This window comes from Caballeronia sp. NK8 (assembly GCF_018408855.1).
In the GTDB taxonomy this organism is placed as follows: domain Bacteria; phylum Pseudomonadota; class Gammaproteobacteria; order Burkholderiales; family Burkholderiaceae; genus Caballeronia.
The window spans coordinates 1,375,768-1,397,215 of the sequence record NZ_AP024322.1 but is presented as its reverse complement, the minus strand read 5'-3'; the positions used below and the strand labels follow the sequence as shown (position 1 = coordinate 1,397,215).

The 21,448-nt window shown below is 62.9% G+C and carries 24 protein-coding genes; 9 read left to right on the top strand and 15 right to left on the bottom strand.

Features of this window, described 5'->3' with window-relative positions; translation table 11 throughout:
• Positions 1–807, top strand: coding sequence for an SDR family oxidoreductase (locus tag NK8_RS06775; protein ID WP_061176177.1), 807 nt, complete (start codon positions 1–3; stop codon positions 805–807).
• Positions 808–855: 48 nt separating this feature from the next.
• On the opposite strand, the gene NK8_RS06770 is transcribed toward NK8_RS06775, so the two are convergent.
• The 8 genes from NK8_RS06770 to NK8_RS06735 form a co-directional block, all read right to left on the bottom strand.
• A complete protein-coding gene (locus tag NK8_RS06770; protein WP_162065556.1) occupies positions 856–1,866 on the bottom strand; it encodes an inorganic phosphate transporter in 1,011 nt (336 codons plus the stop codon).
• A 112-nt stretch (positions 1,867–1,978) separates the two neighbouring features.
• A complete protein-coding gene (locus NK8_RS06765; RefSeq protein ID WP_162065555.1) occupies positions 1,979–2,605 on the bottom strand; it encodes a DUF47 domain-containing protein in 627 nt (208 codons plus the stop codon).
• 143 nt (positions 2,606–2,748) lie between these two features.
• On the bottom strand, positions 2,749–4,137 hold the full coding sequence (locus tag NK8_RS06760) for a replicative DNA helicase (RefSeq protein WP_162065554.1): 1,389 nt from the start codon (positions 4,135–4,137) through the stop codon (positions 2,749–2,751).
• Positions 4,138–4,271: 134 nt separating this feature from the next.
• A complete protein-coding gene (gene rplI, locus NK8_RS06755; protein ID WP_061176181.1) occupies positions 4,272–4,727 on the bottom strand; it encodes a 50S ribosomal protein L9 in 456 nt (151 codons plus the stop codon).
• Positions 4,728–4,755: 28 nt separating this feature from the next.
• A complete protein-coding gene (gene rpsR, locus NK8_RS06750; protein ID WP_007000150.1) occupies positions 4,756–5,031 on the bottom strand; it encodes a 30S ribosomal protein S18 in 276 nt (91 codons plus the stop codon).
• A 2-nt stretch (positions 5,032–5,033) separates the two neighbouring features.
• Positions 5,034–5,333 (bottom strand): primosomal replication protein N, encoded by a 300-nt coding sequence (gene priB, locus NK8_RS06745; protein ID WP_007000151.1) that lies wholly within the window; start codon positions 5,331–5,333, stop codon positions 5,034–5,036.
• 43 nt (positions 5,334–5,376) lie between these two features.
• Entirely contained in the window at positions 5,377–5,748 is a 372-nt protein-coding gene (gene rpsF / locus NK8_RS06740) for a 30S ribosomal protein S6 (RefSeq protein ID WP_162065553.1), read from the bottom strand.
• Between the two features lie 121 nt (positions 5,749–5,869).
• Positions 5,870–6,823 carry a LysR family transcriptional regulator gene (locus tag NK8_RS06735; RefSeq protein ID WP_213228270.1) on the bottom strand — a complete coding sequence of 318 codons (954 nt, stop codon included), beginning with the start codon at positions 6,821–6,823 and terminating at the stop codon, positions 5,870–5,872.
• A 171-nt stretch (positions 6,824–6,994) separates the two neighbouring features.
• Between NK8_RS06735 and gcl the strand changes: the two genes are divergently transcribed.
• From gcl to lysM, 4 genes are all read left to right on the top strand, one after another.
• Complete coding sequence (gene gcl, locus NK8_RS06730; RefSeq protein WP_061176184.1) at positions 6,995–8,770, top strand: glyoxylate carboligase; 1,776 nt, start codon at positions 6,995–6,997, stop codon at positions 8,768–8,770.
• Positions 8,771–8,840: 70 nt separating this feature from the next.
• Positions 8,841–9,641: a hydroxypyruvate isomerase gene (gene hyi / locus NK8_RS06725; RefSeq protein ID WP_213228268.1), complete on the top strand. Its 801-nt coding sequence runs from the start codon at positions 8,841–8,843 to the stop codon at positions 9,639–9,641.
• 27 nt (positions 9,642–9,668) lie between these two features.
• Entirely contained in the window at positions 9,669–10,577 is a 909-nt protein-coding gene (locus tag NK8_RS06720) for a 2-hydroxy-3-oxopropionate reductase (RefSeq protein ID WP_162065549.1), read from the top strand.
• A 309-nt stretch (positions 10,578–10,886) separates the two neighbouring features.
• Positions 10,887–11,375, top strand: coding sequence for a peptidoglycan-binding protein LysM (lysM, locus tag NK8_RS06715; RefSeq protein WP_213228266.1), 489 nt, complete (start codon positions 10,887–10,889; stop codon positions 11,373–11,375).
• Between the two features lie 51 nt (positions 11,376–11,426).
• Here the strand turns inward: lysM and NK8_RS06710 are convergent, their stop codons facing one another.
• The 6 genes from NK8_RS06710 to NK8_RS06685 all read right to left on the bottom strand — a co-directional run bounded on the left by NK8_RS06710 (position 11,427) and on the right by NK8_RS06685 (position 17,458).
• On the bottom strand, positions 11,427–12,422 hold the full coding sequence (locus tag NK8_RS06710) for an asparaginase (RefSeq protein WP_213228264.1): 996 nt from the start codon (positions 12,420–12,422) through the stop codon (positions 11,427–11,429).
• 42 nt (positions 12,423–12,464) lie between these two features.
• Positions 12,465–13,391, bottom strand: a complete 927-nt coding sequence (locus tag NK8_RS06705; protein ID WP_162065546.1) for a CysB family HTH-type transcriptional regulator — start codon at positions 13,389–13,391, stop codon at positions 12,465–12,467.
• A gap of 33 nt (positions 13,392–13,424) precedes the next feature.
• Positions 13,425–14,495, bottom strand: a complete 1,071-nt coding sequence (locus NK8_RS06700) for a sulfate/molybdate ABC transporter ATP-binding protein (protein WP_213228262.1) — start codon at positions 14,493–14,495, stop codon at positions 13,425–13,427.
• A gap of 12 nt (positions 14,496–14,507) precedes the next feature.
• Entirely contained in the window at positions 14,508–15,416 is a 909-nt protein-coding gene (gene cysW, locus NK8_RS06695) for a sulfate ABC transporter permease subunit CysW (RefSeq protein WP_213228260.1), read from the bottom strand.
• Positions 15,413–16,318 carry a sulfate ABC transporter permease subunit CysT gene (gene cysT, locus NK8_RS06690; protein ID WP_213228258.1) on the bottom strand — a complete coding sequence of 302 codons (906 nt, stop codon included), beginning with the start codon at positions 16,316–16,318 and terminating at the stop codon, positions 15,413–15,415. Before cysT ends, cysW begins: the two co-directional genes overlap by 4 nt.
• Positions 16,319–16,423: 105 nt before the next feature.
• The gene (locus tag NK8_RS06685) at positions 16,424–17,458 is read right to left on the bottom strand and encodes a sulfate ABC transporter substrate-binding protein (protein ID WP_162065543.1); all 1,035 of its coding nucleotides are present in this window, start codon (positions 17,456–17,458) and stop codon (positions 16,424–16,426) included.
• A gap of 258 nt (positions 17,459–17,716) precedes the next feature.
• Between NK8_RS06685 and lexA the strand changes: the two genes are divergently transcribed.
• The 3 genes from lexA to NK8_RS06670 all read left to right on the top strand — a co-directional run bounded on the left by lexA (position 17,717) and on the right by NK8_RS06670 (position 19,629).
• Positions 17,717–18,394 (top strand): transcriptional repressor LexA, encoded by a 678-nt coding sequence (gene lexA / locus NK8_RS06680; RefSeq protein ID WP_213228256.1) that lies wholly within the window; start codon positions 17,717–17,719, stop codon positions 18,392–18,394.
• 203 nt (positions 18,395–18,597) lie between these two features.
• The gene (locus NK8_RS06675) at positions 18,598–18,924 is read left to right on the top strand and encodes a hypothetical protein (RefSeq protein ID WP_213228254.1); all 327 of its coding nucleotides are present in this window, start codon (positions 18,598–18,600) and stop codon (positions 18,922–18,924) included.
• A 102-nt stretch (positions 18,925–19,026) separates the two neighbouring features.
• Positions 19,027–19,629, top strand: a complete 603-nt coding sequence (locus NK8_RS06670) for a DUF2939 domain-containing protein (protein ID WP_213228252.1) — start codon at positions 19,027–19,029, stop codon at positions 19,627–19,629.
• Positions 19,630–19,647: 18 nt separating this feature from the next.
• On the opposite strand, the gene NK8_RS06665 is transcribed toward NK8_RS06670, so the two are convergent.
• Positions 19,648–20,157 (bottom strand): universal stress protein, encoded by a 510-nt coding sequence (locus NK8_RS06665; protein ID WP_086966931.1) that lies wholly within the window; start codon positions 20,155–20,157, stop codon positions 19,648–19,650.
• 337 nt (positions 20,158–20,494) lie between these two features.
• Between NK8_RS06665 and nodI the strand changes: the two genes are divergently transcribed.
• Positions 20,495–21,445 (top strand): nodulation factor ABC transporter ATP-binding protein NodI, encoded by a 951-nt coding sequence (gene nodI, locus NK8_RS06660; RefSeq protein WP_162065540.1) that lies wholly within the window; start codon positions 20,495–20,497, stop codon positions 21,443–21,445.
• Positions 21,446–21,448: the final 3 nt, after the last annotated feature.

Sequence of the window (21,448 nt, the reverse complement as noted above, 5' to 3'; positions counted from 1 at the left end):
ATGGACCTGGGACTCGCGGGCAAGGTCGTCCTGATCACGGGCGGCAGCAAGGGAATCGGATTTGCATGTGCGAAAGCGTTCGCGAGCGAGGGTGCGAAAGTCGCGATCGTCTCGCGCGATGCCGCGAATCTCGCCCGCGCCCGCGAACAACTGGCCAGCGTCGGACATCATATTCATCTCGCGCGCGCCGACTTGCATGAAGCGCACAGCGCCGAAGATGTCGTCGAGGAAGCGAGCGCCGCGCTGGGACCGATCGACATTCTCATCAACAGCGCCGGCGCGGCCAGACGCTACGATCCCGACACGCTCGACGCCGCCGCCTACAAGGCGGCCATGGACGCCAAATACTTCTCTTATGTCTATCCTCAGCAGGTCGTGCTGAAGCGCATGGCAGAGCGCCTGCGCAACGATCCCAAGGCCGAGCCGGGCGCCATCGTGAATATCGTGGGAATGGGCGGGAAGATCGCGACGGACATTCATATCGCGGGTGGCGCGGCCAATGCGGCGCTGATGCTCAATACCGTCGGTCTCGCGCATCACTACGCGAAGCTCGGCATTCGCATCAACGCGATCAATCCGGGCGCGACGCTCACCGAGCGCGTCGAGGAAGCGCTCGAACTGGAAGCGAAACGGCAAGGCGTCACGCGCGATCAGGTGCTCGCCGAGAGTCAGGCCAAAGTGCCCCTCGGACGTTACGCAAAGCCTGAGGAAATTGCCGACGTGGCGCTCTTTCTGGCGAGCCGCCGCGCGAGTTACGTATCGGGCGCGATCATTCCGATGGACGGAGTGTCGTCGCCGATCATCTGATGCGCTTCGGCCCCGACGCGGTGCGGGGCCGAAGGCAAGGTTCAACGCTTACAGGAACTGGTGGCCGACCCACCAGCCGGCCGCCGCGAGCGCGGCGGAAGCCGGAATCGTCAGAATCCACGCCCACACGATATTGCCCGCGACGCCCCAGCGCACCGCGCTAAACTTCTGCGTCGCGCCGACGCCGACGATCGCGCCGGTGATCGTGTGCGTCGTGGAAACGGGAATGCCGAGGAAGGACGCGACGAACAGCGTGATCGCCCCGCCCGTCTCCGCGCAGAAACCGCCGACCGGTTTCAGCTTGGTGATCTTCTGTCCCATCGTCCGCACGATGCGCCAGCCGCCGAAGAGCGTGCCGAGGCCCATCGACAGATAGCACAGGCCGATGACCCAGACCGGCGGCGCATCGGCGGTTGCCGAGGCGTAGCCGCTCGCGATCAGCAGCATCCAGATGATGCCGATGGTCTTCTGCGCGTCGTTGCCGCCGTGGCCGAGCGAATAGAGACCGGCCGAGACGAGCTGCATGCGGCGAAAACGCCGGTCGACCTTCGAGGGTGGCGTGCGGAAGTACAGCCACGACACCAGCAGCATGAAGAACGAGCCGAGCACGAAGCCGAGCAGCGGCGAGATGAAGATGAACGCAACCGTCTTGAGCAGCCCGTCCCAGTTGAGCGACGCCCAGCCCGACTTGGCGAGCGCCGCGCCGACCAGACCGCCGATCAGCGCGTGCGACGAACTCGACGGAATACCGTAATGCCAGGTGACGATATTCCAGCCGATCGCGCCGACGAGCGCGCCGAAAATCACGTAGTGATCGACGATTTGCGGATCGATCGTGCCCTTGCCGACAGTCGCGGCGACTTTCAGGTGGAAGATGAAATACGCGATGACGTTGAACGCCGCAGCGAACGCGACCGCCTGCTGTGGCTTGAGCACGCCGGTCGAAACGACCGTCGCGATGGAATTGGCGGCGTCGTGAAAGCCGTTCATGAAGTCGAACGCGAGTGCGACTATGACGAGCAAGGCGACTGCCCAGATGGCGAGTTGAATCGAATGCATCGGTTGGTGTTGTTTTGACCGGTCTCGTTTTGCGCTGCCGGTTTGTCGTCCCGGTTTTTTGGTGCCCCGCCGCGCGCGGGCCTGCCGCGCGCCGGGGGCTCGGACGGCTTGATCAGGCGTTTTCCAGCACGATGCCTTCGATGATGTTCGCCACGTCTTCACACTTGTCGGTAATCGTCTCGAGAAGCTCGTAGATTGCCTTCAGCTTGATGAGCGTCTTCACGTCGTCTTCCTCGCGGAAGAGCTTTGACATTGCGGAACGCAGCACGCGGTCGGCATCCGACTCCAGACGGTCGATTTCTTCGCAGATCTTCAGAATCTCGCTTGCGCGCTTCATGTCCGCCAGCAATTCGACGGCCTTCTGCACGCGCGTGACCGTGCCCGTGCAGATATGCGCGAGCTGGCTCGCCTCGGACGTCACCGAGCGCACGTCGTACAGCGAAATGGCCGTCGCGACGTCCTCCATCAGATCGAGGATGTCGTCCATCGTCGTGATGAGCTTGTGGATTTCGTCGCGGTCGAGCGGCGTGATGAACGTCTTGTGCAGCAAATCGATGGTTTCGTGCGTGAGCTTGTCGGCGCGCTTTTCGTTTGCCTGCACGTTCTGCTTGTGAACCTCGGCGTCGTCGAGGTTATCGATCAGCAGTTCGAGCTCGTGGCTTGCATCGACCATGCATTTCGCGTGCGCGTTGAAGATCTCGAAGAATTTGCCCTCGGTGGGCATGAAACGACCGAACATGAAATTCCCGCTAAGTGGGTCAATTTTGAGACATACATCAAACTGTCATATTGTACCTGCGCACATCAGCCGCCGCACCGCGCGTGCCTGACGCGCGGCTTGTGACAATGCGAGGACTTGACAGCGGATGCGGTAGACGGCTTTTACTCGCCGCCGTAAAAGTTCTGTGCGCCGGCGAAGTTGTCGAACTTCGTGTATTGACCGTGGAAAGTGAGGCGCACTGGCCCGATCGGACCATTACGCTGCTTGCCGATGATGATTTCGGCGGTGCCCTTGTCGGGGCTGTCGGGATTGTAGACTTCGTCGCGGTAGATGAAGAGGATCACGTCCGCGTCCTGCTCGATAGCGCCCGATTCGCGCAAGTCCGACATGATCGGACGTTTGTTCGGCCGCTGTTCGAGACCGCGATTCAACTGCGACAGCGCGATCACCGGCACGTCGAGTTCCTTCGCGAGGCCTTTGAGCGAGCGCGAGATTTCGGAGATTTCGGTTGCGCGGTTTTCGCCGCCGCCCGAGCCGGACATGAGCTGCAGGTAATCGACGATGATCAGGCCGAGCTTGCCGCATTGCCGCGACAGACGCCGCGCGCGCGAGCGCAGCTCCATCGGATTCAGGCCGCCGGTTTCGTCGATGAAAAGTTGCGCCTCGCTCATTTTCTGCACGGCGTGCGTGAGCTTCGGCCAGTCTTCGTCCGTAAGACGGCCCGTACGCATGCGGTGCTGATCGAGCCGGCCGACCGAGCCGAGCATACGCATCGTAAGCTGGGTGCCCGGCATTTCCATCGAGAACACCGCGACGGGCAAGCCGTACTCCACCGCGACATATTCGCCGACGTTCATCGAGAACGCGGTTTTACCCATCGACGGGCGGCCCGCGACGATGATCAGTTCGCCGCCGTGCATGCCCGAGGTCATGCGGTCGAGATCGACGAAGCCTGTTGGCGTGCCGGTCACATCGCTCGGATTGGCCGTGTGATACAGCGTGTCGATGCGCTCGACGACCTGCGTGAGCAGCGGCCCGATTTCCAGAAAGCCCTGCGTTCCGCGTGCGCCGTCTTCGGCGATGGAGAACACGCGCGCTTCGGCTTCGTCGAGAATCTGACGGACTTCCTTGCCTTGCGGATTGAAGGCGTCGGCGGAGATTTCATCCGCGACCGAGACGAGACGGCGCAGCACGGCGCGATCGCGCACGATCTCCGCATAGCGGCGGATATTCGCCGCGCTGGGCGTGTTCTGCGCGAGCGCGTTCAGATAGGCGAGCCCGCCCACTTCCTCGGCCTTGCCGGCCATCGTGAGCGCTTCGTGGACGGTGATCACGTCCGCCGGGCGCGTCGCCGCGATCAGCTTGCCGATGTGCTCATAGATGATGCGATGGTCATAGCGATAGAAATCGCTCTGATGCATGACATCGGCGATACGGTCCCATGCGGCGTTGTCCAGCAGCAAGCCGCCGATCACGGATTGCTCGGCTTCGATCGAATGCGGCGGGACCTTCAGCGCGTCGAGTTGCGGGTCTTTGGACGGAGCGTTCATGGGGTGGAATTATCAACGAAATGACGCGGTCGTTGTTATGTTCAGACAAACAAAAAAGGCAGGAACCGGCGGGTTTTTACCCTTGGTTCCTGCCCTTCTTTCCTGCTCGCGAGGCGCGAGGCCTCGCCTGAAACTTACGCGTGCTCGCCGAGCACCGACACCGTGACGTCGACGAGGACGTCCGTGTGCAGCGCGACTTGAACTGCGTGGTCGCCGACGATCTTCAGCGGGCCTTGCGGCAGACGCACTTGCGCCTTTTCCACTTCCGCGAAACCTTGCGACTTCAGCGCTTCAGCGATGTCCGCGTTCGTGACCGAACCGAACAGACGGCCGTCGACGCCAGCCTTCTGCGAGATCTGAACGGTAAAACCGCTCAGCTTTTCGCCTTGAGCCTGCGCGGCTGCCAGCTTTTCAGCGGCGACCTTTTCGAGTTCGGCGCGGCGAACTTCGAATTCAGCGATTGCGTCCTTCGTGGCACGGCGAGCCTTCTTGCCGGGGATCAGGAAGTTGCGTGCGTAGCCGTCCTTGACCTTGACGATATCGCCGAGGTTGCCCAGGTTGACGACCTTTTCCAAAAGAATGATTTGCATTTTTGGCTTTCCTTAGTGCGTCGTCTGATTAGGCCTTGTGCAGGTCGGTGTACGGCAGGAGCGCGAGGAAACGCGCGCGCTTGATTGCCGTGTCGAGCTGGCGCTGATAGTGCGCCTTCGTGCCAGTCAGACGAGCCGGCGTGATCTTGCCGTTTTCGCCGATGAAGTCCTTCAGCGTTTCCGTGTCCTTGTAGTCGATGTACTCGACACCGGCTGCCGTGAAACGGCAGAACTTCTTGCGCTTGAAGAGCGGGTTTTGTTGCTGACGACGCTTGTCGAATTTCTTACCAGTCGGGCGGGGCATGATTAGTCCTTTCCAATGTCCTGCAATTCTGTGATGTGAAACACCAGGGTTCGCGCGTTGCGGCTTTTCTTCGCCAGAAAGCCGGTGAAGCGTGTTTCGACGCCCATCGGACAGCTTTCCAGCCTGCCGCTCGCTTCTCCGGCTGCGACCGCCTGCAGTGTCAGTTCGATCTTTCGGGCGATGCCCGCTTCGACGACTTCTGCCGCGTGTTGCAACGTGCAGCTTGCGATCGGAATGCCGGCCGGCGTGTACCGCACCGGTTCGCGTTCCACGACGCTTGCTGTCAGTTGCAGCCGGTTCACTTAAAGTGTTCGTTCCTGGTGGCTTGACAGTTCGAAACTGTCCTTAAGCCTGCGCTTCGGACGGCTGGCTGGCCGCCTTCTTGGCTTCTTCGCGCTGCACTTCCTTCATCATCGGCGACGGGCCGGATTCGGCCTTCTTCATCTTGACGATGAGGTGACGCAGAACGGCGTCGTTGAACTTGAACGCGTGTTCGAGTTCTTCGAGCGTGGTCTGGTCGCATTCGATGTTCATGCAGACGTAGTGAGCCTTCGCGAGTTTCTCGATCATGTAGGCCAGTTGGCGACGGCCCCAGTCCTCGATGCGGTGGATCTGGCCACCGTGCGACGTGATCGTGCCCTTGTAGCGCTCGATCATTGCGGGCACTTGCTCGCTCTGATCGGGGTGCACGATAAATACGATTTCGTAATGACGCATATTCACTCCTTGTGGATATAAGCCACCCGGGCGTCGGACCGGTGCGGCAAGTGAGAAGCCAAAGATTATAGCTTTTTACAGACGCTCACGCAAATGCAATTTCGATCGCGTTTTCAAGCAGTTAGCGCCCGTGCGCGTACTCTGGCTGCGGTTCTCCGGGCAGCGTCAGACGACGGCTCCAATAACCCGGCTGCGCATAGATTTCCTTAAGATAATCAATGAAGTAGCGCACGCGCGCCGGCACGTAGCGCTGCTGCGGATACACCGCGAGGATGTCGTAATCGGGAAGTTCGAACTCGTCGAGCACGGTTTCCAGCTCGCCCGATTCCAGTTGCCGCTGGATCTCCCACGTCGAGCGCCAGCCGAGCCCTAGTCCCTCCGACGCCCAGCGGTGCAGCAACTCGCCGTCGTTGCAATCGAGACTGCCGGTGACGCGCACGGTCACGACCTTGCCGTTGCGCCGGAAATACCAGCCGCGATTCTGGCCGCCCTGCAGATTGAACGCGAGGCAATTGTGATTCGGCAAGTCTTCGAGCGCTTTCGGCCTGCCGTGCTTCTTGAAATAGGCAGGCGTGCCGCACACAACGCGCCGGTTGCTGGCCAGCTTCACCGCGACGAAGTTCGGATCGACCGCCCCGCCGATCCGTATCGACAGATCGTAACCCTCGCGCACCAGATCGACGACGCGGTCGGTCAGATTGAACGACATCTGCAGTTCGGGCTTGTCTGCGAGGAACGCGGGTGCATGCGGCGCGACGTGCATGCGCCCGAACGCCGCCGGCGCCGACACGATCAGATGCCCGCCCACCGCGCGCCGTCCCGCTGCGAGCTCGTTTTCCGCCTGATCCCATTCCGACAGCAGATTCCGGCAGCGGTCGAGAAACGCCGCGCCCTCTTCGCTCACGACGAGCCGCCGCGTCGAGCGATACATCAGTTTTACCCCGAGGCGTTTTTCGAGCGCGTCGATGCGCCGCCCGAGTATCACCGGCGACACGCCCTCCTCCAGCGCCGCCGCGGCGAGGCTCCCCGCCTCGGCCACGCGCACGAATGTCTCTATCTGCTTGAAGCGGTCCATCTCTCGTCTCCAGCCGCCAGACCGCGCGGAACGGGCATTCCATACTTTTTGTTTGGGAAAAAGCGACTTCGGCTGATCTTATCAAACCTTTTTCACAGACTTAAAGTGCAACGGAACCCTGCTTGAATGCAGACAGCCATTTCGGATCAAGACCCCAGGAAGGAGACAACCATGCCCAAGATGAGAGCCGTCGACGCAGCCGTCCTCGTGCTGGAAAAAGAAGGAATCGATACCGCGTTCGGCGTGCCGGGCGCGGCCATCAATCCGTTCTACTCGGCGATGAAGAAGTCGGGCGGCATCAGCCACGTGCTGGCGCGCCACGTCGAAGGCGCATCGCACATGGCCGAAGGTTATACCCGCGCCGCGCCCGGCAACATCGGCGTTTGCATCGGCACGTCGGGCCCGGCGGGTACGGACATGATCACCGGCCTCTACTCGGCCCAGGCGGATTCGATTCCGATTCTCGCGATCACCGGCCAGGCGCCACGCGCGCGTCTCTACAAGGAAGACTTCCAGGCCGTCGATATCGAATCGATCGCCAAGCCGGTCACGAAGTGGGCCGTCACCGTGCGCGAACCGGCGCTCGTGCCGCGCGTGTTCCAGCAGGCATTCCATCTGATGCGCTCGGGCCGTCCGGGTCCGGTGCTGGTCGACTTGCCGATCGACGTGCAGCTTGCCGAAATCGAATTCGACATCGACACGTACGAACCGCTGCCGGTCTACAAGCCGAAAGCATCGCGCGCGCAGATCGAAAAGGCGCTGACGATGTTGAACGACGCCGAAAAGCCGTTGATCGTTTCCGGCGGCGGCGTGTTGAACGCAGCGGCGGAAGACCTGCTCGTGCAGTTCGCGGAAACGCTCGGCGTGCCCGTGATTCCGACGCTGATGTCGTGGGGCGCGATCCCCGACGATCACCCTCTGATGGCCGGCATGGTCGGCTTGCAGACGTCGCACCGCTACGGCAACGCGACGATGCTCGCCTCCGACTTCGTGCTCGGCATCGGCAACCGCTGGGCGAATCGCCATACCGGCAGCGTCGAGGTGTACACCAAGGGCCGTAAGTTCGTGCACGTGGATATCGAGCCGACGCAGATCGGCCGCGTGTTCGGACCGGACCTCGGCATCGTGTCGGATGCGAAGGCCGCGCTCGAACTGTTCGTCGAAGTGGCGAAGGAATGGAAGGCCGCCGGCAAGCTGAAGGATCGTGGCGCATGGGTCGCGGACTGCCAGCAGCGCAAGCGCACCATGCTGCGCAAGACGCACTTCGACAACGTGCCGATGAAGCCGCAGCGCGTGTACGAAGAGATGAACCTCGCGTTCGACCGCGATACCTGCTTCGTCACGACGATCGGTCTGTCGCAGATCGCTGGCGCGCAATTCCTGCACGTGTTCAAGGCGCGCAACTGGATCAATTGCGGCCAGGCCGGCCCGCTCGGCTGGACGATCCCCGCGGCGCTCGGCGTGCGTGCGGCCGATCCGCAACGCAAGATCGTCGCGCTTTCGGGCGACTACGACTTCCAGTTCATGATCGAAGAGCTCGCGGTCGGCGCGCAATTCAAGCTGCCGTACGTGCATGTGGTCGTGAACAACTCGTATCTCGGCCTGATCCGTCAGGCGCAGCGCGGCTTCGACATGGACTACTGCGTGCAGCTCGCGTTCGACAACATCAACGCGCCTGAACTCGAAGGCTATGGCGTGGATCACGTCGCGGTGGCCGAAGGCCTGGGCTGCAAGGCACTGCGCGTGCACAAGCCGGAAGACATCGCTCCGGCGCTGAAGCAGGCGCAGGCACTGGCCGCCGAACATCAGGTGCCGGTGGTCGTCGAGATGATTCTCGAGCGCGTGACCAACATCGCGATGGGCACCGAGATCGACGCGATCAACGAGTTCGAGGAACTCGCCGAAACGAAGGCGGATGCACCGACTGCCGTCACGCCGCTCGACTGAGCCATGCCGCCGCGCGTTCACGCAAGGAACGCGCGGGGTATATCCACTGACCGACCATCAGGAAAGAACAATGCCGAAATTTGCCGCGAATTTGACCATGCTGTTCAACGAAGTCCCGTTCCTCGACCGCTTCGCGGCGGCGGCGAACGCGGGTTTCAAGGCGGTCGAGTTCCTGTTCCCGTACGCGTTCTCGATCAGTGATATCCAGACGCGTCTGAAGGACAACGACCTGCAGATCGTTCTGCACAACCTGCCCGCGGGCAACTGGGAAGCGGGCGAGCGCGGCATCGCCTGCCTGCCGGATCGCGTCGCGGAATTCCGCGAAGGCGTGCCGCGCGCGATCGAATATGCGAAGGCGCTGAACGTGCCGCAACTGAACTGCCTCGTCGGCATTCCGACGGCGGGTGTATCGGCGGAACAGGCGCGCGCGACGATCATCGAGAATCTGCGCTTTGCCGCTGAAGCACTCAAGAAAGAAGGCATCAGGCTGCTGGTCGAGCCGTGCAACGGATACGACATTCCGGGCTTCGCGCTGAACCGCTCGAAGGAAGGACTGGACGTGATCCGCGCGGTCGGCTCCGACAACCTGTTCCTCCAGTACGACATCTATCACATGCAGCGCATGGAAGGCGAGCTCGCCGCGACGATCAAAAAGAACCTGCCGCAGATCGCGCACATCCAGCTCGCCGACAACCCCGGCCGCAACGAACCGGGCACGGGCGAGATCAATTACGCGTTCCTGTTCGGGCTGCTCGACGAGATCGGCTATGAAGGCTGGATCGGCTGCGAGTACAAGCCGCTCAACGGCACGGAAGCGGGCCTCGGCTGGCTGCAAAGCATCGGCGGCGTGAAAGCCACGGCTGCCGCGTAAATCTGACACACAGGAGGAGCTCGAAGTATGGCAACGATCGGTTTCATCGGCCTCGGCATCATGGGCGCGCACATGGCGCGCAACCTCATCAAGGGCGGCCACTCGCTCGTCGTGAACGGCAAGTTCCCCGTGCCCGACGATATCCGCGCGCAGACGCAAGTCGTCGCGGATTCGAGCGCGGTTGCGCAAGCCAGCGAGATCGTCATCACGATGGTGCCCGACACGCCCGATGTCGCCAATGTGCTGTTCGCCGACGATGGCGTCGCGAATGGTCTCTCGAAGGGCAAGCTCGTCATCGACATGAGCTCGATCGCCCCGCTCGAGACGCAGGAGTTCGCGAAGAAGATCAACGCGCTCGGCTGCGACTATCTCGACGCGCCGGTGTCCGGCGGCGAAGTCGGCGCGCGTGAAGCGACGCTCACGATCATGGTCGGCGGTCCGGAGAAGTCGTTCAACATCGCGAAGCCGCTTTTCGATCTGATGGGCAAGAACATTTCGCTCATCGGCGACAACGGCGCGGGCCAGACCTGCAAGGTCGCGAACCAGATCATCGTTGCGCTGAACATCGAGGCGGTCGCTGAAGCGCTGCTGTTCGCGGCACGCTCGGGCGCCGATCCGGAGCGCGTGCGTAAAGCGCTGATGGGCGGCTTCGCGTCGTCGCGCATTCTCGAAGTGCACGGCGAGCGCATGACGAAACGCACGTTCAATCCGGGCTTCCGTATCGAACTGCATCAGAAGGACCTGAACCTCGCGCTCGACGGCGCGCGCAAGATGGGCCTCGCCCTGCCCCACACGGCGAGCGCGCAGCAATTGTTCAGCGTGTGCGCCGCGAACGGCGGCAAGGCGTGGGACCACTCGGCGCTCGTGCGTGCGCTCGAAATCATGTCGAACTTCCAGGTGGCCGATGAGCCGCAGCAAGCCAAGGCTGCTGCGTGATTCGCATCGTCATCTGAACCGTGGGGCGTCCCGCGTATGGGCACGCGGGACAACTGTCGCTCTGGGCTGAGGGCGGCAATAGTGGGGTCCGAGAGCGGCACCCGGCGGTGCGCCGGGTAAGCCTTGGTCGGTCAGACGGTTTGTCGTCGGGTGTCCGCGTCGGATTGTTGCAATTTGCGTCCTACCGCTCACGCATGAGCGGTGCTACAAATCCTTTTGTTGAAACTCAGAACTATCTGGTGGTGATCGCGACTAATCTGCCTAGACTTCGCGGGCCGTGTCACTACCGTTAATCAAAGGAGTTGAACAATGGGAATCCTCAGCTTTATCAAGGAAGCAGGCGAAAAACTTTTCGGCGCAGCCACGCCGAGCGCACAGGCGGCTCCAGCGCCTGTCGATGTCGCTGCGCTGAACCAGAAAGCGGGCGAAGCCATCGCGACGTACATCCGCTCGCAAGGCCTCAACGCGGACAATCTCGATGTGAAATATGACGGCGCGTCGCATACTGTGACCGTTTCGGGTCAGGCGCCGGATCAGGCTACGAAGGAGAAGATCCTTGTGGCTGCGGGTAACGTCCAGCACGTCGACAAGGTGGACGATCAACTGACCGTGCCGAATTCCGAACCTGAGTCGCAGTATTACACTGTCGTGTCAGGTGACAATCTCTGGAAGATTGCCGAGAAATATTATGGCAATGGCTCGAAGAACGATGTGATCTTCGAGGCGAACAAGCCGATGCTGAAGAATCCGGACAAGATTTATCCCGGCCAGGTGCTGCGGATTCCGGCGGCGAACTGAATTTCTTTTGTTTGCGACTATTCGAACGCGGACTTCGGTCCGCGTTTTTTTTCAGTACATGTCAAAAACACGCTGCAGGTCGTCAGCCCCCGAAGCCAGAGCAAGCATCAACAACACCCGCGCCTTATAAGGGTTGAGCGTCCCCGCACTGATGCTCCCGAGCGCATCGTCATTCGCGGCGCCGTTGCGCATCACATGCCCCGCCCCCACGCGCGACGCGCGCACCACTGCAACGCCCTGCTTCGCAGCATCGACCAGCGCCTGAGTAAGCGTCGCATGCATCGACCCGTTGCCGGTGCCCGCCACGACGATGCCCTTCACGCCCGCAGCAACGAGCGCATCGACCACCACCCGCGACACATCCGCGTAACTCGCAACGATCTCGACCATCGGCCACTGCGCGGCGGCCACATCGAATTCACTTGCAAGGGTATGCGGCCGCACGACTGTGCGTTGAAACTCGACGCGCCCATCCTGCACGAACCCGAGCGCGCCCGTTTCAGGCGAGCGAAACGCATCGACCGCGTAAGTGCTCGTCTTGGTGACATCGCGCGCGCTGTGAATCTGGTTATTGAACGCGACCAGCACGCCCTGCCCCGCCGCATCCTTCGAAGCCGCCACCGTCACCGCATTGAGCAGGTTCAACGGGCCATCGGCGGAAAGCGCGGTCGATGGGCGCATCGCGGCCGTCAGCACGACGGGCTTCGCGCTCTTCACAGTCAGATGCAGCAGATAGGCGGTTTCTTCGAGCGTATCGGTGCCGTGCGTGACGACGACACCATCGATATCGTCCTGCGCGAGCAACGCGGCGACACGGCGGCTCAGCGTCGTCCACAACGCGGCGCTCATGTCCTTGCTGTCGATGCTCGCGATCTGCTCGGCGTGGATGCGGGCGACGGAACCGAGCGCAGGCACGGCATCGAGCAATTTGTCGACGCCGACGACGCCTGCCTTGTAGCCCGCCGTCTTCGAGGCATCGCTGGCCTGTCCGGCGATGGTGCCGCCCGTTGCCAGCACGGCGATGCGAGGGAGAGAGGAAGTATTCATGCCGGCGATTGTAAATCAGCCGGCATGGGTTTTACGCCGGGATCACGCCGCTTCGCGAAGCTGGGCCGCGATCTGCGCCTCATCGAGTTGCGGCGCGAACATTTCGATCAGCCGATACGCGTACGCGCGCAGGAACGCGCCCTTGCGCAAACCGACCCGCGTCGTGCTGGCCTCGAACAGATGCTGCGTGTCGAGCGCGACGAGTTCGGTGTCGCGCTTCGCGTCATACGCCATCGCCGCGACGATGCCGATGCCCATGCCCAGTTCCACATACGTCTTGATGACGTCGGCGTCGATCGCGGTGAGCACGATATCGGGCAGCGCGCCCGCGCTCGCGAACGCCTGGTCGACGTGCGAGCGGCCGGTAAAGTCCTGATCGTAGGTGACGATCGGATACTCGGCGATCTGCTCCAGCGTGATGTTCTCGCGTCCGACGAGCGGATGATCCTTCGGCACCACGACCGTGTGATGCCACGAATAGCACGGGAACGTGACGATGTCCGGATAGCGGTCGAGCGCCTCGGTCGAGATGCCGATATCCGCCTCGCCGTTGATGATCATCTGCGCGATCTGCTGCGGGCTGCCCTGGCGCAGCGCGAGATGCACCTTCGGGAACACCTCGGTGAACTGGCGAATCACCTTCGGCAGCGCGTAACGCGCCTGCGTGTGCGTGGTCGCGACAACCAGATGGCCGTTGTCCTGATCCGCGAACTGGCGCGCGACGCGCCGCAGGTTTTCGGCGTCGAGCAGCATGCGCTCGATCAGTTGATGCACTTCCTTGCCCGGCTCGGTGAGACCGGTCAGACGCTTGCCCCGGCGAATGAAGATATCGACGCCGAGTTCGTCCTCGAGATCCTTGATCTGTTTCGATACGCCCGACTGAGACGTATAGAGCACGTTGGCGACCTCCGTCAGATTCATGTTCTGACGCACGGCCTCGCGCACGAAGCGCAATTGCTGGAAGTTCATGTCAGCCTCTCTTGATGCTTTTATGTCGTTATGTCATTGCGCCGGCGTCGGGGCCGGAAATACGCGCAGCGCGCGCGGCACGGCCGTCACGCCATCGCCGATATCGAGCTTGAGCGCGCGCCAGGCCTCGCGATCCAGCTCCGCCTCGATGACGCTGCCCGCGTTGCCTTCGAGCTCGACGCGCACCGAGCCTCCCAGCGTCACGACGCGCCGCACGCCCACCACGATGCCATCGCGATGCGTGCCATCGGCGGGGTACAGCGCGAGGTCGTGCGGACGCACATAGGCGAGCGCGCGGCCGCTGAAATGCGCCTGGGCGGCGATCGGGCTCGCAGCGCCATCGACGACGAAGCCGTTGGCATCGACGTTTCCTTGCAGCCGGTTCGCCGCGCCGAGGAACTCGTAGACGAACGACGTCTGCGGATGATCGTACACGTCTTGCGGGCTGCCCACCTGCTCCACATGCCCGTGATTCATCACCACGATGCGGTCCGCCACTTCGAGCGCCTCTTCCTGGTCGTGCGTGACGAAGAGCGTCGAGATATGCAAATCGTCGTGCAGACGGCGCAGCCAGCTGCGCAGTTCCTTGCGAACCTTGGCGTCGAGCGCGCCGAACGGTTCGTCGAGCAGCAGCACTTTCGGCTCGACGGCAAGCGCCCGCGCGAGCGCGATACGCTGCCGCTGCCCGCCGGACAGTTCCGACGGAAAGCGCTCCGCGAGCCAGTCGAGCTGCACGAGTTTGAGAAGTTCATGCACTTTCTCGCGGATCACGGCTTCGCTCGGACGCTCGCGGCGCGGTTTAACGCGCAGACCGAACGCGACGTTTTCGAACACGGTCATATGCCGGAACAGCGCGTAATGCTGGAACACGAAGCCGACCTGACGCTCACGCGCGCCGACTTCCGCGACGTCCTCGCCGTGCAGCACGACCTGTCCCGCATCGGCGAATTCGAGGCCCGCGATCACGCGCAGCAGCGTGGTCTTGCCACAGCCCGAAGGTCCGAGCAGCGCGACCAGTTCGCCCGCCGGAAAATCGAGCGTGACGTTGTCGAGCGCGGTGAAATCGCCGAAGCGTTTTTGCAGATTGCGAACGATGATGCTCATGATGACGGCCTCTTAACTCGGTGCGGTTGTCTTGGCTTCGGTGATGGCTTGCGTCATGCGCCGCTCCGCGAGGAGCTTCAGCCCGAGCGTCACGAGCGCAAGAAGCGCAAGCAACGACGCCACCGCGAACGCGGCCGAGAAGTTGTATTCGTTGTAGAGAATTTCGACGTGCAGCGGCATCGTGTCGGTCTGGCCGCGGATGTGGCCCGAGACCACCGATACCGCGCCGAACTCGCCCATCGCGCGCGCGTTGCAGAGAATCACGCCGTAGAGCAGGCCCCACTTCACGTTGGGCAGCGTCACGCGCCGGAAAATCTGCCAGCCCGACGCGCCGAGCACATGGGCCGCTTCCTCTTCGTCGTTGCCCTGCGCCTGCATCAGCGGAATCAGCTCGCGCGCGACGAACGGGAACGTCACGAAGATCGTCGCGAGCACGATGCCCGGCACTGCGAAGATAATCTGCACGTCGTGCGCGGCGAGCCACGGGCCGAACCAGCCCTGCGCGCCGAACATCAGCACGTAGATGAGACCCGAGATCACCGGCGACACGGAGAACGGCAGATCGATCAGCGTGGTCAAGAGCGCCTTGCCGCGAAACTCGAACTTCGCGATGGCCCACGACGCCGCCAGCCCGAACACCACATTCAGCGGCACGGCAATCGCGGCGGTCATGAGCGTCAGCTTGATGGCCGACCACGCATCCGGGTCCTTCAGAGACTCGAAATAATAGTCGATGCCTTTCGCGAACGCCTGCACGAACACGGCGACGAGCGGCACGACGAGAAAGAGCGCCAGGAACACGAGCGCGATGCCCGTCAGCAGCCAGCGCACGGCGCGCGGCTCGGTGACCGGGTTGAGGCTGTTCTCGTGGATGCGCGCGGCGGCGTTCACCGGCAGCGCCTTGCTGTTTGGCGTGCTCATGCGCGACCTCCGCCCTGATGTCCGACATGCAGCGAGGGGCCGACCGCGACGGCAGGCGCCGCGCCCGTCTTGCCGGTGCGCCGCTGCAGGAACCATTGCAGCGTATTGATGAGCAGCAGCATCAGGAACGACACGCAAAGCATCACCACGGCAAGCGCGGTTGCGCCGGCGTAGTCGTACTGTTCGAGCTTCGTGATGATGAGCAGCGACGTGATCTCCGATTTCATCGGCACGTTGCCTGCGATGAAGATGACCGAGCCGTACTCGCCGAGCGCGCGCGCGAACGCGAGCGCGAAGCCGGTCAAAAGCGCGGGAAAAAGCGAAGGCAGCACGACGCGTCGAAACGTGAGCCAGCGCGTCGCGCCGAGGCACGCGGCGGCTTCTTCCTGTTCGCGCTCGAAGTCTTCGAGCACCGGCTGCACAGTACGCACGACGAACGGCAAGCCGATGAACGTCAGCGCGACGAGCACACCGAGCGGCGTGAACGCGACCTTGATGCCGAGCGGCGCGAGAAACTGCCCGATCCAGCCGTTGCCCGCATAGACCGCCGCGAGCGAGATGCCGGCGACCGAGGTCGGCAGCGCAAACGGCAAATCGACGATCGCGTCGACGATGCGCTTGAACGGAAACGTGTAGCGCACGAGCACCCACGCGACCAGAAAGCCGAACACCGCGTTGATGAGCGCGCCGCCGAGCGCGGCGCTGAACGTCAGCCGGTAAGACGCCAGCACGCGCGGCGAAGTCACCGCGCGCACGAACTGCGCCCAGTCGAGCGTCGCGGTCTTCGCGAAGGTGGCGGCAAGCGGAATCAGCACCACGAGGCTTAAGTACGCCACCGTGATGCCGAGCGTCAGGCCGAACCCGGGAAGCGCGCTCGGCTTCTTGAATGTGAGGGTCGTCATCCTTGATTGATCCTTGGTTGCGCGCCGGGGTCGGGCACGCGTTGCTGCTTCGGGCGCGCGGCGTCATTGACGCGCCGCTGCGCCCACTTCTTCCGCTTCTTCTGCTTATTGCGGTTGATAGATCGAATCGAACACGCCGCCGTCGGCGAAGTGCGTCTTTTGCGCCTTGGTCCAGCCGCCGAACGTGTCGTCGATGGTGTAGAGCTTCAGCTTCGGAAACTGCTTCGTGAGTTCGGCGGGCACCTTGTCCGAACGCGGCCGATAGAAGTTGCGCGCGGCGATGGTCTGTCCTTCGTCGCTATACAGATACTTGAGATAGGCTTCGGCGAGCTTGCGCGTGCCGTGCTTGTCGACGACCTTGTCAACCACCGCGACCGGCGGCTCGGCCAGAATGCTCACCGTCGGCACCACGATCTCGAACTTGTCCGTGCCGAACTCCTTCACCGAGAGAAACGCCTCGTTTTCCCACGCGATCAGTACGTCGCCCTGGCCGCGCTGCACGAAGCTCGTCGTGGCGCCGCGCGCGCCGGAATCGAGCACGCCGGCGTTCTTGTAGAGCTTGGTCACGAAATCCTTGGCGGTCTGCTCGTTGCCGCCCGGCTTGTGCTGCGCGTAGGCCCACGCAGCCAGATAGTTCCAGCGCGCGCCGCCCGAGGTCTTGGGGTTCGGCGTGACGATCGACACGCCCGGCTTGGCCAGATCGTCCCAGTCCTTGATGTGCTTCGGATTGCCCTTGCGCACGAGAAACACGATCGTCGACGTGTACGGCGATGCGTTGTCCGGCAGGCGCTTCTGCCAGTCCGCGTTGACGAGGCCCTTGGAAGCGAGCGCATCGATGTCATAGGCGAGCGCGAGCGTCACGACGTCCGCCTGCAGGCCGTCGAGCACCGCGCGCGCCTGTCCGCCCGAACCGCCGTGCGACTGCTTGAAGGTGACCGTCTCGCCCGTATCGGCCTTCCACTTCTTCGCGAACGCCTGGTTGAAGTCCTGATACAACTCGCGGGTCGGGTCGTAGGAGACATTCAGAAACGACGTCTGCGCGTGCGCGGACGCGACCATGCCGAAGCTCGCGGCCGTCAGCGCCGCCGCCGCGAACAGACGCCGCGCGCCCTTGCCTAATCCCAGTGTGATGCTTTGCATTCCCCGTTCTCCGTCTTATCGAATTGACGGAATCAGTCTAACGAGGCGTCTATATGAATGAAAATAATCGTTATTCACTTTTTTATACGAAAAACTGCTAAGAAGCATATTCCTGGATGGAAAAAGGGCGCGCGCCGGGCAACCGACTGTTTCGCAGGCCGGTGGGCACGAACTTAAAGTAAAGCTTGAAAAGCGCGAAATACTGTATAAAAATACAGTCACCTGTCCATTCATACAGTGCATCCGGGACCTGAGCCAGTGACCAAGACATCCAAACTTACCGCGCGGCAACAGCAGGTGTTCGAGCTCATCCAGCGTGCGATCGACCGCACCGGCTTCCCGCCTACGCGCGCCGAGATTGCGGCCGAGCTGGGTTTCAGCTCGGCGAATTCCGCCGAGGAGCACCTTCGGGCGCTGGCGCGCAAGGGCGTGATCGAGCTGGCGGCGGGTTCGTCGCGCGGCATCCGGCTGCTCGGCGATACATCGCGCATCGACCGCTCCGACGAGTTGCCGCACCAGTTCACGCTGCCGCATCAGAGCATCATGCAACTATCGCTGCCGCTCGTCGGGCGGGTCGCGGCAGGTAGCCCGATCCTCGCGCAGGAGCACATCTCGCAGCACTACTCGTGCGATCCCGCGCTCTTCTCTGACAAGCCCGACTATCTGCTGAAGGTGCGCGGGCTGTCGATGCGCGACGCGGGCATCCTCGATGGCGACCTGCTCGCCGTGCAGAAGCGCAACGAAGCGAAGGACGGACAGATCGTCGTCGCGCGTCTGGGCGACGACGTCACGGTGAAACGCTGGAAACGCCGCCCCGACGGCGTCGAGCTGATCGCCGAGAACCCGGATTACGAAAACATTTTCGTGCGCTCCGGCAACAGCGATTTCGCGCTCGAAGGCATCGCTGTCGGACTGATCCGCTCGGGCGAGTTCTGACGGCGCGCCGCGCGGGCGGCGAGGCGCGAAAGTCGAAGGCAGATTGCACGAGATTTTCGCAACGGGACGGAAAATGTCCCGTTGAAATATCAAGATAGCCTCACCAACCGCTTCAACGTCCGTCCAGGGCGTCCCAAACACAACAAGCATGACGGCCATCGTTCCGGTGCGCCGCGGTGCATCCTATCGTCTGGAGAGTCATCATGGAACGTTTTGCCCGTCTGCTGCCCTTCCGTCAGTTCGGCCGCTTGCGTCATCTGCGCGCGCTGATCCCGTGCGGCACGCCGCGCGCCGAATCCGCGCCCGATCTCTTCGACGAAATGCCCGCGTTGCCGTCGCGCCAGCCGGCTTTTGCGCGCGTGTCGCTGAACAGCACGGTGCATGCGGAACCCGAACAGCGCGCGCCGGTGCGGGTGTATCGCGGACAATCAAGGGTGATTCTGGTCGGCAAGATCGACGAAGTGTCGCGCATGATCGACCGCTGTATCGCCGAGGAAGACGCGGGGCTGACGGGCGGCATCCTCGCCTGATATTGCGGCGAACCGCACGCCGAACGTGAATTTCCGGGATATAAACCGCCTGCGCGCTGTCAATCCCGGATTCACGTTCTGCAAACGAGGCTTTGCCGTCGCATGTCCCGCACTACCCGTTCTGTCGTTGCCGCGCTCGTCGTTCTGATTCTCGTCGCGGCGCTCGGTTTCATCTACGCGTCACCTTACATCGCGCTGGACCGCGTGAAGCGCGCGGCCGATGCGCGCGACGCGCAGACAGTCAATCAATACGTCGATTTTCCCGCGTTGCGCGCGAGTCTCAAGGAACAGGTCGCCGCGCTGCTGACGCGGCGTGTCGATATCCAGAAAAGCGGCAATCCGCTCGCGATCATCGGAGCGATGATCGGTGCGGCGCTCGTCGGTCCGCTGGTCGATTCCTACGCGACCCCGGACGGCGTCGCGGCCATTCTGAACGGCATTCCACCGCGCGGCGATCCGGGAGAACGTCCGCCACAGGCGGGCAATGGCGGCGCATCGGCGAGTGCCGCAGACGCGCCCGCATCCGGTGTCACGGCCGCGCAGCCAGCGCCGAAAGCGCCGCCGCAGACCACGGCGGGCTACCGAAGCCTGAACACGTTCGTCGTCACGTATCAGCACGGAGCCGGCGATGCGCGTTACTCGGCGATTTTCCGCCGCGACGGACTCGTGTCGTGGAAGCTCGTCGCGGTCGATCTCAACGGCTGATCCGTCGAGCGCCCACGCTCAGGCGCCGGCTTCGGCCTTGACCGGTTTCGCCGCGTAAGCCGCTTCGTCTTCGGCTTCCGCCGATTCACCCGCCTGACACACGGCAACGAGAATGCTGCATTTCACGCGATCGAGCAGCGGCGTGTTGCCTGCGCCCATCCACCAGCGCGCAAGTCCGCTGCGGCACCGATGCCCGACCACGACGAGATCGACCTGCAGGCTTTCCGCGAGCGCCGCGATTTCGTCGATCGGATGGCCGAACGCGAAATGCCCCTGCGCCTGAAGACCGCGTTCGCGCAGCCATTCCACGCCTTCCTGCAGGATGTCGCGCGCGGCCTCTTCGAAGCGTCCGCAGGCCATATCGGTTAGCAGTCCGGCGCTCTGCGCGATGCTGGAGCGCATGTCGACCACCGCGAGGACGTGCGTCTCGGCATTCAGATCCAGCGCGAGATTCGCGCCTTGCCGCAATGCCTTGCGACCCTCTCTGGAGCCGTCATAGCACAGCAGGATTTTTCGATAGCTATCCATCGTGACCTCCCTGGCCAACTTGCCCGTCGCGCTCCGTTCGATGCGAAGCGTAGCGCGATTTACCTGCGGCGTTTCTTCATCATGGTGTGTCGCCCCATACGTGGCAACGCTGGAAAACGCTAACCGCCGCGAACGTGCTAGCTCGCACCGTGCCAGAACCCCGGGCGCGCCGGCGGACAAGCCTCTGGCACTTTCGGCCGGAACCGGTTCGACACCTTCCCGCACAGCTTTGACTCGCGTTCGCCGCATGCGGTTGCAAGCGACGCGCTGCCTTGGTGCAATGGATTACACTAGCCCGCTGGATTTCCCTTACGCGATTTTCCTGCGGCACGAATGCATGACTGATCAAACATCACGCGAGTCCGATGAAAGCGGCGCGCCACCCGCCATCGAGTTCAACGAAGTAAGGAAACACTACGGCGATCGCACTGTCGTCGACGGTCTCTCGTTCGATGTGCGCCCCGGCGAATGCTTCGGACTGCTCGGCCCGAACGGCGCGGGCAAGACGACGACACTCAAGATGCTTCTCGGCATCACCTCGCCCGACAGCGGCGCGATCCGGCTCGTCGGCGAGCCGGTGCCCGCTCGCGCCCGTTTCGCGCGCGAGCGCGTGGGCGTCGTGCCGCAGTTCGACAATCTCGATCCCGATTTCACGGTGCGCGAGAACCTGACCGTGTTCGGCCGCTACTTCGGCCTGACGGGCGCGCGCATGGACGCGCTCGTGCCTTCGCTGCTCGAATTCGCGCGGCTGGAGAGCAAGGCCGATGCGCGCGTCGGCGAACTGTCGGGCGGCATGAAGCGACGCCTCACGCTCGCGCGCGCCCTCGTCAACGATCCCGACGTCCTCGTCATGGACGAGCCGACCACCGGCCTCGATCCGCAGGCGCGGCATCTGATCTGGGAGCGCCTGCGCTCGCTGCTCGCGCGCGGCAAGACGATCCTCCTGACGACGCACTTCATGGAAGAAGCCGAACGCCTCTGCGACCGGCTGTGCGTGATCGAGGAAGGCCGCAAGATCGCCGAGGGACGGCCGCGCGATCTCATCGGATCGGTGATCGGCTCGGACGTGATCGAGATCTACGGCCCCGATCCGCAAGCCCTCGCCGCTGAGCTCGCGCCGCTGGTCGCGCGCATGGAAGTCAGCGGTGAAACGCTGTTCTGCTACGTGGACGATCCGCAGCCCGTGCATGCGCGCGTGAAGGGCCGCGCGGACGTGCGCTATCTGCATCGCCCGGCAAATCTCGAAGATGTGTTTTTGCGTCTCACCGGACGCGAGATGGTGGACTGAATC